Here is a 13,615-nt window from a genome sequence, read left to right as displayed (position 1 = left end):
ATGAACTCCAGCTACGCCATACCCGCCGTCGCCCTCGTCGTCGTCGCCACCGTCCTCGTCGGCGCCTTCGGCCTGCGCATCTCCCGCACCACCTCCGACTTCTACGTCGCCTCCCGCACCGTCGGCCCCCGTCTGAACGCCGCCGCCATCAGCGGCGAGTACCTCTCCGCCGCCTCCTTCCTGGGCATCGCCGGACTCGTCCTGGTCCAGGGCCCCGACATGCTCTGGTACCCGGTCGGCTACACCGCCGGCTACCTGGTCCTGCTGCTCTTCGTGGCCGCCCCGCTGCGCCGCTCCGGCGCCTACACGCTGCCCGACTTCGCCGAGGCACGCCTCGCCTCCCAGGCGGTACGGCGGCTCGCCGGTGCCTTCGTCGTCGGCGTCGGCTGGCTGTATCTGCTGCCGCAGCTCCAGGGCGCCGGCCTCACCCTCACCGTCCTCACCGGCGCCCCCGACTGGCTGGGCGGCGTGATCGTCGCCGTCGTCGTGACCGCGACCGTCGCCGCGGGCGGCATGCGCAGCATCACGTTCGTGCAGGCGTTCCAGTACTGGCTCAAGCTCACCGCGCTCCTCGTCCCCGTCCTCTTCCTGATCCTGGCCTGGCAGAACGACGGCCGCCCGAGCCGCGCCTTCGAGGAACCGGCGACCTTCCGCGAGCAGCGCAGCGTCCGCGTGGACACCGGCCTGGACCTCAAGCTCGACCGCCCCCTGACGGCCACCGTCACCGGCACCGTCGACGGCCGCCGCCACGACGACGACCTCACCACCCTGGACACCGGCACCCACCGCATCGAGGGCGGCACCCGCCTCACCTTCGCGCCCGGCACCACCGTCCCCGCCGCCGACCGCGGCAGCAACGGCGGCATGTCCACCTCGCTGGCCGCCTCCCGCGACGAACGCCCGCTGTACGCCACGTACGGGCTGATCCTCGCCACCTTCCTCGGCACGATGGGCCTGCCCCACGTCGTGGTCCGCTTCTACACCAGCCCGCACGGCGTCGCCGCCCGCCGCACCACCGTCGCCGTCCTCGCCCTGGTCGGCGGCTTCTATCTGCTGCCGCCGGTCTACGGCGCCCTCGGCCGCCTGTACGCCCCCGAGCTCACCCTCACCGGCGACGCGGACGCGGCCGTCCTGCTGCTGCCCGGCCGCATGATCGGCGGGGTCGGCGGCGAGCTGCTCGGCGCGCTGGTGGCCGGGGGAGCGTTCGCGGCGTTCCTGTCCACGGCGTCCGGCCTGACGATGGCCGTCGCGGGCGTCCTCACCCAGGACGTGCTGCCCACCCGCGGCGTACGGCACTTCCGGCTGGGCACCGGCCTCGCCATGCTGGCGCCGCTCGGGGCGAGCAGCCTGGTCGGCGGACTGCCCGTGGCCGACGCCGTCGGGCTGGCCTTCGCCGTCTCGGCCTCGTCCTTCTGCCCGCTGCTCGTCCTCGGCATCTGGTGGCGCCGGCTCACCCCGCCGGGCGCGGCCGCCGGGATGCTGGTCGGCGGGGGAGCGGCGTTCCTGTCCGTGGCCGCGACCATGTCCGGTTTCCCGGGCGCCGGCCCGCTGCACGCCCTGCTGGCCTGGCCCGCCCTGTGGTCGGTGCCGCTCGGCTTCCTCACCATGATCCTTGTGTCCCTGGCGACACCGGGCCGCGTCCCGGCGGGCACGGCGGCCATCCTCGCCCGCTTCCATCTGCCGGAGGAGCTGAGCAGCCAGGAGCTGCGGACGGAGACCAAGGCATGACGATGTTCCTCGCGGGTCTGTGTGTGGCCGTCCTGCCGCTGCTCGCCCTCGGCTTCTGGCTGGGTCGGCGCACCGCCCGCCCCGAGAGCCAGGGCGGCGGCCTGGGCACCCCCGTCGAGCACGCCACCTTCCAGACCCTGCACACCGCCTCGCTGGCCGCCCCCGCCCTGCGCGCCGGTCTCACCGAGGACAGCGCCCGCAAGTCGGCCCGCAGCCTGCGCTCCCTGCTCGGCACCGAGGCCCTGTGCCTCACCGACGAGCGGGGTGTCCTGGCCTGGGACGGCGTCGGCGCCCACCACCGCGCCGAGATCGTCGAACGGCTGGCCGGCCCCCTGGACACCGGTCGCGGGGAGGCGTTCCCGCTGACCTGCGACACCCCCGACTGCCCCGTCCGCTGGGCCGTGATCGCCCCGCTCACCGTCGACGACCGGGTCCACGGCACCCTGGTGGCCTGCGCGCCCCGCGAGTCCGCCGTCCTGGTCCGCGCCGCCGGGGAGGTCGCCCGCTGGGTCTCCGTCCAGCTGGAGCTCGCCGATCTCGACGACTCCCGCACCCGGCTGATCGAGGCCGAGATCAAGGCCCTGCGCGCCCAGATCTCCCCGCACTTCATCTTCAACTCGCTGGCGGTGATCGCGTCCTTCGTGCGCACCGACCCCGAGCGCGCCCGTGAGCTGCTGCTGGAGTTCGCCGACTTCACCCGCTACTCGTTCCGCCGGCACGGCGACTTCACCACGCTCGCCGACGAGCTGCACGCCATCGATCACTACCTCGCGCTGGTCCGGGCGCGCTTCGGCGACCGCCTGTCCGTCACCCTCCAGATCGCCCCCGAGGTACTGCCGGTGGCCCTGCCCTTCCTGTGCCTGCAACCGCTCGTCGAGAACGCCGTCAAGCACGGCCTGGAGGGCAAGGCCGACACCTGCCACATCCAGATCACCGCGCAGGACGCGGGAGCCGAGGCCCTGGTGGTCATCGAGGACGACGGCGCCGGCATGGACCCCGGCCTGCTGCGCCGCATCCTCGCGGGCGAGGTCAGCCCGTCCGGTGGCATCGGCCTGTCCAATGTCGACGACCGGCTCCGGCAGGTCTACGGCGACGACTACGGCCTGGTCATCGAGACCGCCGTGGGAGCGGGCATGAAGGTGACCGCCCGGCTGCCGAAGTACCAGCCGGGCGTGCACTCGGGCGCCCGGCTCAGCCGGGACTGAGCCTCATGTGGTGCGGGTGGCCACCATGCCGAGGGTGATCAGTCCCAGCACGACCCAGCCGAACCACAGCCAGCCGTTGCTGCCGAGCACCGCCGTGTAGGCCGTCACCACGACGAGTCCGCCGACGGTGAGCACCCCCATGGTCTTCGTGGAGCTGTCCGTGGAACCGGGCATCGCGACACCCTCCTCGTCCGTCCGTACCCTCCATGGTGCCCCGGAACGGCGGAATCAGGTGCGGTTTTCCCGGACCCGGATCAACGGCTGCGCGCGTTCAGCGAGGCCAGATAGGCGTTGTACGCCTCCAGCTCCGCGTCACCGTCCCGGTCGGCGGCCCGGTCCTTGCGCTTGGCCTGCCGCTGCTCGGACCCGTACCACTGGAACAGCAGTGCGATCAGCACCAGCACCGACGGGATCTCGCTGAACGCCCAGGCGATGCCGCCCGCCGCGTTCTGATCCGCCAGCGCGTCGATGCCGAGCGAGGCCGGCGGGTGCGCGTACGTCTCCACCATCGGCGTCGAGCCCATCATCAGCGCGATACCGAAGAACGCGTGGAACGGCATGCCCGCGAACAGCTCCAGCATCCGCATCAGATAGCCCGGCCGGTGCGGACCCGGGTCCACGCCCATGATCGGCCAGAAGAAGATCAGCCCGACGGCGAGGAAGTGCACCATCATCGCCGCGTGGCCCACCTTGGAGCCCATCAGCGTGTCGAACAGCGGCGTGAAGTACAGCGCGTACAGGCTCGCGATGAACATCGGGATCGTGAACACCGGATGCGTGATCACCCGCAGATACCGGCTGTGCAGCAGCGCCAGCAGCAGCTCCCGCGGCCCCTTGCGCCCCCGCCCGGCCGGCGGCAGCGCCCGCAGGGCCAGCGTCACCGGCGCGCCCAGCAGGATCAGGATCGGCGACAGCATGCTGATCACCATGTGCTGCACCATGTGCACGCTGAACATGACCATGCCGTAGTCGTTCAGCTTGGTGCACATCACCAGCCCGATGCTCAGCACACCCGTGGCGAAGGCGAGGGTCCGCCCCGGCGACCACGCGTCCCCGCGCCGCCGCAGCCGCACGACCCCCCACCCGTACAGCGCCAGCCCGACCAGACAGGCGACGAGGAAGAACAGGTCCGGCGACCACTGAAGCCCTCGCCCCAGCGTGAACGGCGGCAGATCCATCGTCATGCCGTGCCCGCTGTGATCCATCTCGCCGGCTCCTGTTTCATGGGGGTTGTGCGAAAACGTCCGCCCCAAGACTAGAACCGCCCCCGGCGACCCATGTCACCGGGGGCGGCCAGAGCCTTCCTGCCTAGAGCACGCACTCCGCCTCGGCGTACCGCTCCGCAGGAACGGTCTTCAGCGTCTCCACGGCCTCGGCCAGCGACACCATCACGATGTCCGTCCCCCGAAGCGCCGTCATCATCCCGAACTCACCCCGGTGCACGGCCTCCACCGCGTGCCACCCGAACCGAGTGGCCAGCACCCGGTCGTACGCGGTCGGCGTACCGCCCCGCTGCACATGCCCGAGAATCACCGGACGGGCCTCCTTGCCGAGCCGCCGCTCCAGCTCGACCGACAGCTGACGCGCTATCCCGGCGAACCGCTCGTGCCCGTAGATGTCCTTGCCGCCCTCGTCGAACTCCATGGAGCCGGGCCGAGGCTTGGCCCCCTCGGCCGCCACGACGATCGCGAAGCGCTTGCCCGCCTCGAACCGCGCGCCGACCACCGCGGTCAGCTCCTCGATGTCGAAGGGCCGCTCGGGCACCACGATCGCGTGCGCACCCGCGGCCATGCCGGAGTGCAGCGCGATCCACCCGGTGTGCCGGCCCATGACCTCGACGACCAGCACCCGCTGATGGGACTCGGCGGTGGTCTTGAGCCGGTCGAGGGCCTCCGTCGCCACCCCCACGGCCGTGTCGAAACCGAAGGTGACATCCGTGACGGCGATGTCGTTGTCGATCGTCTTGGGCACGCCCACCACCGGCAGTCCGCTGTCGGACATCAGCCGTGCGGCCTTCAGCGTGCCCTCGCCGCCGATCGGGATGATCGCGTCGAGGCCGAGCTCGGCCACATGCCCCTTCGCCCGCTCCACACCGTCCCGCAGATGGGACGGCTGGACGCGGGAGGAGCCGAGGATCGTGCCGCCGCGGGCGAGGATGCCGCCCACCGCGTCGAGGTCGAGCTTGAGGTAGTCGCACTCCAGGAGGCCCTTCCAGCCGTCCCGGAAGCCGATGACCTCGTCGCCGTGGTCGGCGACGGCACGGTGCACGACGGACCGGATGACGGCGTTCAGGCCGGGGCAGTCGCCGCCGGACGTGAGGACACCAATGCGCATAGCCCGAAATACCTTTGCAACGTGGGCCGGGGACCGGACCACGTCGTCCGGCTTGATCCCGGTCACCCTACCGGCGTGAGGGGGTGGAACCGCACGGGGCGTCCGCCTGCTGGACATACCCGCACATATGAGCAGACGGTCCGTCAGGCGGGCCGCGTCCCCAGGATGCCGCAGCTTCCTTGCGTGTCTCTGGAGCCCCGGTGAACTCACGCGAAAAGCCGCCCGGAGCCACAGCACTCCGGGCGGCTTCGGGGAAGGCTACGCGGGCTGCTGGGCGGCCGCGATGCGCTCGCTCCGCAGCGCCTCGTACCAGCGGTCGTCGGTCGGCGGCAGCGCGTTCACGTCCAGCGCCAGCTTCAGCAGCAGGTCGGCGATCAGCGGGTTGCGCGCCAGCACCGGGCCGTGCATGTACGTACCGAAGACGGTGTCGTTGTACGCGCCCTCCGTACCGTCGCCCGTGCCGTTGCCGTTGCCGAGGCGGACCTGGGCGAACGGGCGGGCCGTGGGGCCGAGGTGGGTGACGCCCTGGTGGTTCTCGAAGCCGGTCAGCGGGGGCAGGCCGAGCCGCGGGTCGATGTCCGCGAGCACGTCACCGACGCACCGCGCGCCCTCACCGCGTACCGAGACCACGTCGAGCAGGCCGAGGCCCGGCTCGCGCTGGCCCAGGTCGTTGATGAACTCGTGGCCCAGGATCTGGTAGCCGGCGCACACCGAGAACACGATCGCGCCGTTCTCCACCGCCCGGTACAGGCCCCCGTCGCGGCGCAGCCGCTCGGCCGCGAGCCGCTGCGGCCGGTCCTCGCCGCCGCCGATCAGGTAGATGTCGCCGGAGGTCGGGATCGGCTGGTCGCTGCGCACGTCGAGCCGCGCCACGTCCAGGCCCCGCTGCCGTGCCCGGCGCTCCACGACGAGGACGTTGCCCTGGTCGCCGTAGGTGCTCAGCAGGTCCGGATAGACCCAGACGACCCGCAGTTGGTTGTCGCTCACTAAAGTCCCCTGATGGTCAGTTGCCGACGCGGCGGCGCAGGTCCTGGAAGGCGGTGTAGTTGGCGATGACCTCGATCCGGCCCGGCGGGCACAGCTGCACCGCCTGATCGAGGGTGTCGCACACCTGGAAGTGCTGGTCGGCGACCTCCAGGCGCACCGCGAGGTCGAGCCTGCGGTCGCCGATCACGACGATCGGGTGGCCGGTCAGCCGCGTGTAGTCGACGTCCCACAGCCAGGACGTGTCCGTGCCGTCGGCGCTGCGCGCGTTGACGGACAGGATCACCGGGGCCGGCGGCGGGTCGATGAGGGAGAACGTCTCCAGCCAGCCGGCCGGGTTCTTGGCGAGCAGCAGCCGCAGATCGCGGCCCTGGAACTGGACGACGTCATAGCGGCCGGCCACGGCCTGCACCTGGTACATCCGCTCCAGCGCCACCTGCGGCGGCACGCCGAACACGGCGGCGACGGCCGCGGAGGACGCGGCGTTGGCCTTGTTGGCGCGGCCCGGCAGCTGAAGGTGGATCGGCCAGGCCGAGCCGTGCGGGTCCAGGACGTGGTCGCCGGACAGCGCCCAGCTCGGGGTGGGCCGGCGGAAGCCGCAGTCGCCGCAGAACCAGTCGTCGCCGGGGCGCTGCATCACACCGCCGCAGGACGGGCAGGACCAGGCGTCGTCCTTCCACATCTGACCGGCCGCGACCCAGATCACGTTCGGGGAGGAGGACGCGGCCCACACGACCAGCGGGTCGTCGGCGTTGGCGACGATCACGGCCTTGCAGCCGGCGAGCCCTTCACGCCAGTTCTCGGCGAGCATCCGGGTCTCGGCGGCGCGGTCCAGCTGGTCGCGGGAGAGGTTGAGGAGGGCGATGCACTTCGGGTCGGTGTCCCGGGCGACGCCCGCGAGGTACTTCTCGTCGACCTCGATCACGCCGTAGCGCGCGTCCGAGCCGCCGGCCAGGGCCGAGGTGATACCGGCCGGCATGTTCGCGCCGAGCGCGTTGGACACGACGGGCCCCGCGGCCCTGAGCGCCTCGGCGATGAGCCGGGTGGTGGTGGTCTTGCCGTTGGTGGCGGAGACCAGGACCACATCCAGGTTCTGGGCGAGCCGGGCGAGCAGGTCGGGGTCGAGCTTGAGGGCCACCCGTCCGCCGATCACCGAACCGCTGCCGCGCCCCGCGGCACGGGATGCCGCCGCGACCGCCTTGCCCGCGGTCACGGCGAGCTTGGCCCGCGGCGTGAGCGGGTCCGAGTTGCCTGCCATCAGTCCTCGATCCTCCTTGCGTACGCGCCGCGCCGACATTCCTTACGGCAACGTGGTGTGGCCTCAGCCTATCGAGATCCACTCACGTGCCCGAATCGCGGCACCGTCACGATCCGGGCACGCACCGGACGTGACCTGCCAGACCGTACCCTTGCGGGCATGCGAAACGGCTCGATCCCGGGCGCCCGCGGGCGCGTCCGGCCCCTCACCCTGCTCGGCGACCCGGCCCTGCACACCCCCTGTGCCGAGGTCACCGACTTCGGCCCCGAACTGGCGGCCCTCGTCGAGGACTTGTTCGCCACGATGTACGCCGCGAACGGGGTCGGCCTGGCCGCGAACCAGGTGGGCGAGCCGCTGCGGGTGTTCGTCTACGACTGCCCCGACGACGAGGACGTCCGTCATCTCGGCCACATCGTGAACCCCCGCCTCGTGGCGACGGACGGCGTGGTCGTCCGGGGCCCGGAGGGCTGCCTGTCCCTGCCGGGTCTGGAGGCCGGCACGGAGCGGTACGACCACGCGGTGGTGGAGGGCGTGACGCTGACGGGCGAGCCGGTCACCGTCCATGGCACGGGTTTCTTCGCGCGATGCCTGCAGCACGAGTGCGACCATCTGGACGGAACGGTCTACGCGGACAGGGTGACCGGCTGGCGTCACAGAAGGCTGAAGCGACAGATCGCAAAGGCGCCGTGGAGTGAGCGTCCCTGAGGGGCGCGGGGAACTGCGCGAGCAACTCACCACGACCCGCGGACGGCGTCAGAACCCGGGCCCCCCGACCCGGTCCCCGGCCGCAGCGAGCCTTCCCCACAGAAGGTCGGCAAGACTCCGCACCAACTCGGCCCTGGAACAGGGCCGTTCCCCCAGCCACCAGTCCCCGGCGGCATGCATCATCCCGACGATCCCATGCCCCCACACCCGCGCAAGCTGCTGGGACCCCGGCCCGAGATCCACCCGCTCCTCGATCACGGTCGCGAGCTCCTCACCCATCCGCCGCAGCAACGGCGCCGAGTGCTTGCCGACGTCGAACCCCTGATCCCCGGCCTGCGACCCCTCCGAGGGATGCATCAGGAACCGGTACACCTGCGGCCGCGCCTCGATCGCGGCGAGGTAGGTGTCGAGCGTCGCCTCCACCCGCTCCCGCCGCTCCGCGGGAGCGTCCAGCGCGGCCCGCAGCGAATCCAGCAGCGCATCCGTGTGCCGCTTGGCAAGGGCCGCGTAAAGGCCCCCCTTGTCACCGAAGTGCCGGTAGAGGATCGGCTTCGTGATGCCCGCCTCCGCCGCGATCGCGTTCATCGACGCCTGCGGCCCGTCCCGGAGCACCACTCTGTCCGCGGCCTCCAGCAGCTCGCGGCGTCGGCGGTCGGCGGACCGCTGCTGCTCGGTCCGCTGCGTGGTGTCCATGTGCTCTCCCCACCCGTGCTGTTTCGGTGACGCCAGCGCAAACTAACACCTCATCTGCGAGTTGACTTTTCCTACCCACCGGTAACAGACTGCGGTTACCGCAAGTAACACGCAGGTGCGCCGCTGGAGGGGACATGGCCGAGTTCACCATGGAGCTCAACGACGAACAGAAGGAGGTCCGGGACTGGCTGCACGGCTTCGCCGCCGACGTCATCCGGCCCGCGGCCGCCGAATGGGACGAGCGTGAGGAGACTCCCTGGCCGGTCATCCAGGAGGCCGCGAAGGTCGGCATCTACTCCCTCGACTTCTACGCCCAGCAGTACTTCGACCCGACCGGCCTCGGCATCCCGATGGCCATGGAGGAACTGTTCTGGGGCGACGCCGGTATCGCCCTGTCCATCGTCGGCACCGGTCTGGCCGCCGTAGGCGTCCTCGCCAACGGCACGGACGAGCAGATCGGCACCTGGATCCCCCAGATGTACGGCGACGCGAACGACGTGAAGGTCGCCGCGTTCTGCTCCTCCGAGCCCGACGCCGGCTCCGACGTCGCCTCGATGCGCACCCGCGCGGTGTACGACGAGGCCAAGGACGAGTGGGTGCTCAACGGCACGAAGACCTGGGCGACCAACGGCGGCATCGCCAACGTCCATGTCGTCGTCGCGGTCGTCGACCCCGAGCTCGGCTCCAAGGGCCACGCCTCCTTCATCGTCCCGCCGAACACGCCCGGCCTGTCCCAGGGCCAGAAGTTCAAGAAGCACGGCATCCGCGCCTCGCACACCGCCGAGGTCGTCCTCGACAACGTGCGGGTGCCGGGCTCCTGCCTGCTCGGCGGCAAGGAGAAGCTGGACGAGCGCCTGGCGCGCGCCCGCGAGAAGGCGAAGTCAGCGGGCGGCGAGCGCGTGAAGAACGCGGCGATGGCCACATTCGAGGCGTCCCGCCCGGCCGTCGGCGCGATGGCCGTCGGCACCGCCCGCGCCGCGTACGAGGTCGCCCTCGACTACGCGACGACGCGCGAGCAGTTCGGCCGCCCGATCATCGACAACCAGGGCGTGGCCTTCCAGCTCGCCGACATGCGGACCTCCATCGACGCGGCCCGGCTGCTGGTGTGGCGCGCCTCCTGGATGGCGGTCAACGGCAAGCCGTTCACCGCGGCCGAGGGCTCCATGTCCAAGCTGTTCGCCAGCGAGACCGCGAAGAAGGTCACCGCCCAGGCGATCCAGATCCTCGGCGGCAACGGCTACACGCGCGAGTACCCGGTGGAGCGCATGCACCGGGACGCGGCGATCTACACGATCTTCGAGGGCACCAGCGAGATCCAGCGGCTGGTGATCGCCCGCACCCTGGCCGGCGTCCCGATCCGCTAGCCGCGTCCCGGCTCACGGGACCGGGACGGGCGCCCCTCGTGCCGACGGGCGCGCACCGGCGCCCGAGCGGGGCCGGTGCCCGTCACCGGTGCCTGAGCGGGGGCCGGTGCCCGTCACCGGTGCCTGAGCGGCGTCAGCTGTTCGATGTCGTAGCGCGCCCGCAGCTCCTCGATCGCCGCGTGGTCCGGCGGACCCCCGCTGCCCAGGATCTCCAGCAGCTCCTCGAAGTAGCGCTCGTGATCCGGCGGCGGGGACGCCTGGAAGAACATCTTCGCCGGGCTCTCCGTCGGATTGGCGAAGGCATGGGGGCAACCGGGCGGTACGACGATGACCGTGCCCGGCGTCGCGCGCACCACCCGGTGGCCCGAGGCCGACTCCCAGCGCTGCCAGTTGTCCGGCGTCCGCACCCTGGGCTCGAAGGCGAGCACGTCCAGCTCGCCCTCGAGCACATAGAACAGCTCCTCGCTGCGGGTGTGGACATGCGCGCCGACGTCGAAGCCGGGCGGTACGACCACCTCGAAGGTGGACGCCGTCCGCGAGTGCGTGCCGGTCACCTTGAACGTGACGTGCTGCGCCGGTGTCCGTACGACCCGCCCGTGGCCCGGCGGGACGAGCAGCCCCTCGCCGCTCACCATGTCACCGGCAGCGCTTCCGGCCCGCGGATCAGCGCACCCTTCTTGAAGGGCACCTGCTCCGGAGGTACCCCGAGCCGCAGCCCCGGCACCCGGTCGAGCAGCGCGTCGACCAGCAGCTCCGACTCCAGCTTGGCCAGCATGCCGCCCACGCAGTAGTGCGGTCCGAAGCCGAACGCCACATGCGGGTTGGGGCTGCGGGAGAAGTCGATGCGGTCGGGGTCGGGGAAGACGTCCGGGTCGCGGTTGGCCGCGAGGTACGACACATAGATCGCGTCGCCGGCCCGGATGCGGTGCCCCTTGATCTCCACGTCCTCCAGCGCGATGCGGGACAGGCCGACGGCGTTGCGGTGCGGGATGTACCGCAGCAGCTCGTCGATGGCCTGGGGCCGCAACTCCGGCCGTGCGCGCAGCTGTTCGGCGAGCTCGGGCCGGGTCAGCAGCAGATGGAACATCTGCCCGCTGTTGTTGGTGACCGCCTCGCCGCCGATCTGGATCAGCACCGCGAGCCCGACGGCCTCCTCCAGGGTGATCTCGCCCCGGCCCACGGCGGCGCCCAGCAGCGAGGTGACGTCCTCGCCGGAGCTGCCCTCGCGCAGGCCGACGAGGTCGGAGAAGTAGGCGCCCATCTCGTTCTTGGCCTGCTCGCTGACGTCGGCCCCGTGCGCGGAGGACAGGATGAGCTGGGTCCAGGTGTGCATGGTGTGCCGGTCGGCCGCCGGGACGCCCATCAGCTCGCAGATCACGGCGATGGGGAAGGGGCCGAGCACCGCCTCGACGAGGTCGGCGGGCGGACCGGCCGCGAGCATCTCGTCGACCAGCTCGTCCAGCATCGCCCGGGACCGCTCCCGGATCCGCTCCACGCCCCGCGCCGTGAACGCCTGCGCCACCGAGCGGCGCAGCCGGGTGTGGTCGGGCGGGTCCAGGAAGCCGACGGCTCCCCGCGCCGGGATGAAGTGCGGGGCGAGCCGGGTGACCTGACGGTCCAGCACGGCCTCGCGGCTGAACCGGGGGTCGTTGGTCACCATCCGTACGTCGTCGTAGCGGGTGACCAGCCAGGCCCAGCCCTCACCGTTGGGCAGCCGGATCCGGGTGACCGGGCCCTCGCGCATCAGCTCGGCCAGGACCGGGTCGAAGTCGGTGCCGGCCAGGTCCAGCGCCGGCCAGTCGCGGACCGGTGGCGCGGTCTCGGTGATCGTCTCTTCGCTCATCTCACGCCGTCTCGTCGATCTGCCAGCGGCCGAGGGACATCTCCGCGGTGATGCCGGGACCGAACCCGGCGAGCAGCCCGCGTGCCCGGTCACGGACACCGCCCTCGTCGAACAGCCGCCGCAGCGCGTCCAGTACGACGCCGCTGGCGATGTTGCCGTACTCGGTGAGCGTGGCCCGGCTGAACCGGAAGGCGTGCGGGTCGACCTGGAGGAACTTGCTGAGGTCGTCGAGTATTCGGGGCCCGCCCGCATGGACGACGTAGAAGTCCAGGTCGGCGGCGTCCCAGCCGTGCAGTCCCGCGAGGTCCTGCAGGGCGGGGGCGAGCGGCTCCATCGTGGCCGGCACCCGCTTGTCCAGCAGGAAGTGGAAGCCGGTGGCCCGGACGTCGTAGGCGATCCAGTCCTCCGTCTTGGGGATCAGGTAGGAGCCGTTGCGCTCCAGCCGTACGCCGGTCCCGCCGCGCCCGCGGACCACCGCGGCGGCGATACCGTCACCGAACAGCCCGTTGGACAGCAGCGAGCCGACGCCGATGTCGGTGGGCTGGTAGCACAGCGAGCAGAACTCGCAGGCCACGATGAGCGCGTTGGCGTCCGGGTAGGCCGTGCAGAAGTCATGGGCCCGGTTGATCGCCGCACCACCGGCCGCGCAGCCCAGCTGCGCGATCGGCAGCTGACGCGTGGTGCTGTCGAAGTCCATCTCGTTGATCAGCCACGCCGTGAGCGACGGCATCATGAAGCCGGTGCACGACACATAGATGATCACGTCGATGTCGCTGGTGAGGAGCTCGGCGTCGTCCAGCGCCCGCTGCACGACCGCGGGGACCCGCGCCTTCGCCTCGGCCTCGTAGATCTTGTTGCGCTCTTCGAAGCCGGGATGCTTCAGGGTCTCCTCGATCGGCTGCACGATGTGCCGGGTACGCACTCCGGTGTTCTCTATCAGCCGGAGGGCCAGAGGCAGTTGAGGGTGATCCGCGTGACGCTCGCGCGCCAGCTCCAGCGTCTCCTCCATCGTGATGACGTGCTCCGGAACGGACACCGAGGGTCTGCACAAAGTCGCCATGAACCGTGCCTGCTTTCGAAGGTGGTTCACCTCAGAGGGTGCTCACCTCACGATCACCCGAGAAGGCGACGATCTCGCGGTGGACTACTCCACAAGGGGACAGGTGACGTCCCGAGGGGCGCGGGGAACCGCGCGACAGGCCACTGTGAACCCGCACCCGGCAACGACGAAGAACCCCTACGGCGAAACCCCGAGAGTCAGCTCTGCCCGCTGCTGTGAGCGATACAGGCGACGTCGATCCGGTCGGCCAACTTCGCCAGCTCGATGGTCAACGCAGCCACCGTGTCCTCGTCGAGCCCGTCCTCACCGGCCTCGACCAGATGCACCCACCGCGCCCCCACCGTACGCAGCAGCTTGCTCACATCGGCCGCAGCCACCTGCAGGGCCCCGCGGTCGTCGACGATCAGAGGCAGAGTCACTTCGCGGTTCACACCGGGGATC

At 71.3% G+C, this 13,615-nt stretch carries 14 protein-coding genes; 4 read left to right on the top strand and 10 right to left on the bottom strand.

The features are described 5' to 3' along the window. Both ACSU6M_RS04605 and ACSU6M_RS04600 read left to right on the top strand, forming a co-directional pair. The gene (locus ACSU6M_RS04605; protein WP_437067277.1) at window positions 1-1,728 is read left to right on the top strand and encodes a cation acetate symporter; all 1,728 of its coding nucleotides are present in this window, start codon (window positions 1-3) and stop codon (window positions 1,726-1,728) included. Next, complete coding sequence (locus ACSU6M_RS04600) at window positions 1,725-2,933, top strand: sensor histidine kinase (RefSeq protein ID WP_437067275.1); 1,209 nt, start codon at window positions 1,725-1,727, stop codon at window positions 2,931-2,933. Before ACSU6M_RS04605 ends, ACSU6M_RS04600 begins: the two co-directional genes overlap by 4 nt. 3 nt (window positions 2,934-2,936) lie before the next feature. Here ACSU6M_RS04600 and ACSU6M_RS04595 read toward each other — a convergent pair whose 3' ends face one another. The 5 genes from ACSU6M_RS04595 to ACSU6M_RS04575 all read right to left on the bottom strand — a co-directional run bounded on the left by ACSU6M_RS04595 (window position 2,937) and on the right by ACSU6M_RS04575 (window position 7,509). Then, a complete protein-coding gene (locus tag ACSU6M_RS04595) occupies window positions 2,937-3,107 on the bottom strand; it encodes a hypothetical protein (RefSeq protein WP_437067274.1) in 171 nt (56 codons plus the stop codon). Window positions 3,108-3,187: 80 nt separating this feature from the next. Continuing rightward, window positions 3,188-4,138: a cytochrome c oxidase assembly protein gene (locus ACSU6M_RS04590; RefSeq protein ID WP_437067272.1), complete on the bottom strand. Its 951-nt coding sequence runs from the start codon at window positions 4,136-4,138 to the stop codon at window positions 3,188-3,190. A 103-nt stretch (window positions 4,139-4,241) separates the two neighbouring features. Next, window positions 4,242-5,267, bottom strand: coding sequence for a 6-phosphofructokinase (locus tag ACSU6M_RS04585; protein WP_437067270.1), 1,026 nt, complete (start codon window positions 5,265-5,267; stop codon window positions 4,242-4,244). Between the two features lie 258 nt (window positions 5,268-5,525). Beyond that, window positions 5,526-6,254, bottom strand: coding sequence for a type 1 glutamine amidotransferase (locus ACSU6M_RS04580; RefSeq protein ID WP_437067269.1), 729 nt, complete (start codon window positions 6,252-6,254; stop codon window positions 5,526-5,528). A gap of 16 nt (window positions 6,255-6,270) precedes the next feature. Further along, complete coding sequence (locus tag ACSU6M_RS04575) at window positions 6,271-7,509, bottom strand: MurT ligase domain-containing protein (RefSeq protein ID WP_437067268.1); 1,239 nt, start codon at window positions 7,507-7,509, stop codon at window positions 6,271-6,273. Between the two features lie 159 nt (window positions 7,510-7,668). On the opposite strand from ACSU6M_RS04575, the gene def reads away from it, so the two are divergent. After that, on the top strand, window positions 7,669-8,214 hold the full coding sequence (gene def / locus ACSU6M_RS04570) for a peptide deformylase (RefSeq protein WP_437067267.1): 546 nt from the start codon (window positions 7,669-7,671) through the stop codon (window positions 8,212-8,214). 48 nt (window positions 8,215-8,262) lie between these two features. On the opposite strand, the gene ACSU6M_RS04565 is transcribed toward def, so the two are convergent. Beyond that, window positions 8,263-8,907 carry a TetR family transcriptional regulator gene (locus ACSU6M_RS04565; RefSeq protein ID WP_437067266.1) on the bottom strand — a complete coding sequence of 215 codons (645 nt, stop codon included), beginning with the start codon at window positions 8,905-8,907 and terminating at the stop codon, window positions 8,263-8,265. A 134-nt stretch (window positions 8,908-9,041) separates the two neighbouring features. On the opposite strand from ACSU6M_RS04565, the gene ACSU6M_RS04560 reads away from it, so the two are divergent. Continuing rightward, complete coding sequence (locus ACSU6M_RS04560) at window positions 9,042-10,271, top strand: acyl-CoA dehydrogenase family protein (RefSeq protein ID WP_437067265.1); 1,230 nt, start codon at window positions 9,042-9,044, stop codon at window positions 10,269-10,271. A 113-nt stretch (window positions 10,272-10,384) separates the two neighbouring features. On the opposite strand, the gene ACSU6M_RS04555 is transcribed toward ACSU6M_RS04560, so the two are convergent. The 4 genes from ACSU6M_RS04555 to ACSU6M_RS04540 all read right to left on the bottom strand — a co-directional run bounded on the left by ACSU6M_RS04555 (window position 10,385) and on the right by ACSU6M_RS04540 (window position 13,605). Beyond that, window positions 10,385-10,906 (bottom strand): cupin domain-containing protein, encoded by a 522-nt coding sequence (locus tag ACSU6M_RS04555; RefSeq protein WP_437067263.1) that lies wholly within the window; start codon window positions 10,904-10,906, stop codon window positions 10,385-10,387. Continuing rightward, on the bottom strand, window positions 10,900-12,114 hold the full coding sequence (locus ACSU6M_RS04550) for a cytochrome P450 (protein ID WP_437067261.1): 1,215 nt from the start codon (window positions 12,112-12,114) through the stop codon (window positions 10,900-10,902). The genes ACSU6M_RS04555 and ACSU6M_RS04550 overlap by 7 nt, the downstream gene beginning before the upstream one ends. A gap of 1 nt (window position 12,115) precedes the next feature. Then, on the bottom strand, window positions 12,116-13,204 hold the full coding sequence (locus tag ACSU6M_RS04545) for a type III polyketide synthase (protein ID WP_437067260.1): 1,089 nt from the start codon (window positions 13,202-13,204) through the stop codon (window positions 12,116-12,118). A 167-nt stretch (window positions 13,205-13,371) separates the two neighbouring features. Then, window positions 13,372-13,605, bottom strand: a complete 234-nt coding sequence (locus ACSU6M_RS04540; protein WP_437067259.1) for a DUF6213 family protein — start codon at window positions 13,603-13,605, stop codon at window positions 13,372-13,374. Window positions 13,606-13,615: the final 10 nt, after the last annotated feature.

Source organism: Streptomyces sp. enrichment culture (assembly GCF_964272895.1).
GTDB lineage: Bacteria > Actinomycetota > Actinomycetes > Streptomycetales > Streptomycetaceae > Streptomyces.
Note: the sequence above shows the minus strand (reverse complement) of the source record. Positions and strands in the feature narration are given on the sequence as shown.

Excerpts from the sequence above, each read along its gene's own strand:
- ACSU6M_RS04605 (WP_437067277.1), top strand. The coding sequence starts at position 1 with ATGAACTCCAGCTACGCCATACCCGCCGTCGCCCTCGTCGTCGTCGCC.
- ACSU6M_RS04600 (WP_437067275.1), top strand. The coding sequence starts at position 1,725 with ATGACGATGTTCCTCGCGGGTCTGTGTGTGGCCGTCCTGCCGCTGCTC.
- ACSU6M_RS04595 (WP_437067274.1), bottom strand. The coding sequence starts at position 3,107 with ATGCCCGGTTCCACGGACAGCTCCACGAAGACCATGGGGGTGCTCACC.
- ACSU6M_RS04590 (WP_437067272.1), bottom strand. The coding sequence starts at position 4,138 with ATGGATCACAGCGGGCACGGCATGACGATGGATCTGCCGCCGTTCACG.
- ACSU6M_RS04585 (WP_437067270.1), bottom strand. The coding sequence starts at position 5,267 with ATGCGCATTGGTGTCCTCACGTCCGGCGGCGACTGCCCCGGCCTGAAC.
- ACSU6M_RS04575 (WP_437067268.1), bottom strand. The coding sequence starts at position 7,509 with ATGGCAGGCAACTCGGACCCGCTCACGCCGCGGGCCAAGCTCGCCGTG.
- def (WP_437067267.1), top strand. The coding sequence starts at position 7,669 with ATGCGAAACGGCTCGATCCCGGGCGCCCGCGGGCGCGTCCGGCCCCTC.
- ACSU6M_RS04565 (WP_437067266.1), bottom strand. The coding sequence starts at position 8,907 with ATGGACACCACGCAGCGGACCGAGCAGCAGCGGTCCGCCGACCGCCGA.
- ACSU6M_RS04560 (WP_437067265.1), top strand. The coding sequence starts at position 9,042 with ATGGCCGAGTTCACCATGGAGCTCAACGACGAACAGAAGGAGGTCCGG.
- ACSU6M_RS04555 (WP_437067263.1), bottom strand. The coding sequence starts at position 10,906 with ATGGTGAGCGGCGAGGGGCTGCTCGTCCCGCCGGGCCACGGGCGGGTC.
- ACSU6M_RS04550 (WP_437067261.1), bottom strand. The coding sequence starts at position 12,114 with ATGAGCGAAGAGACGATCACCGAGACCGCGCCACCGGTCCGCGACTGG.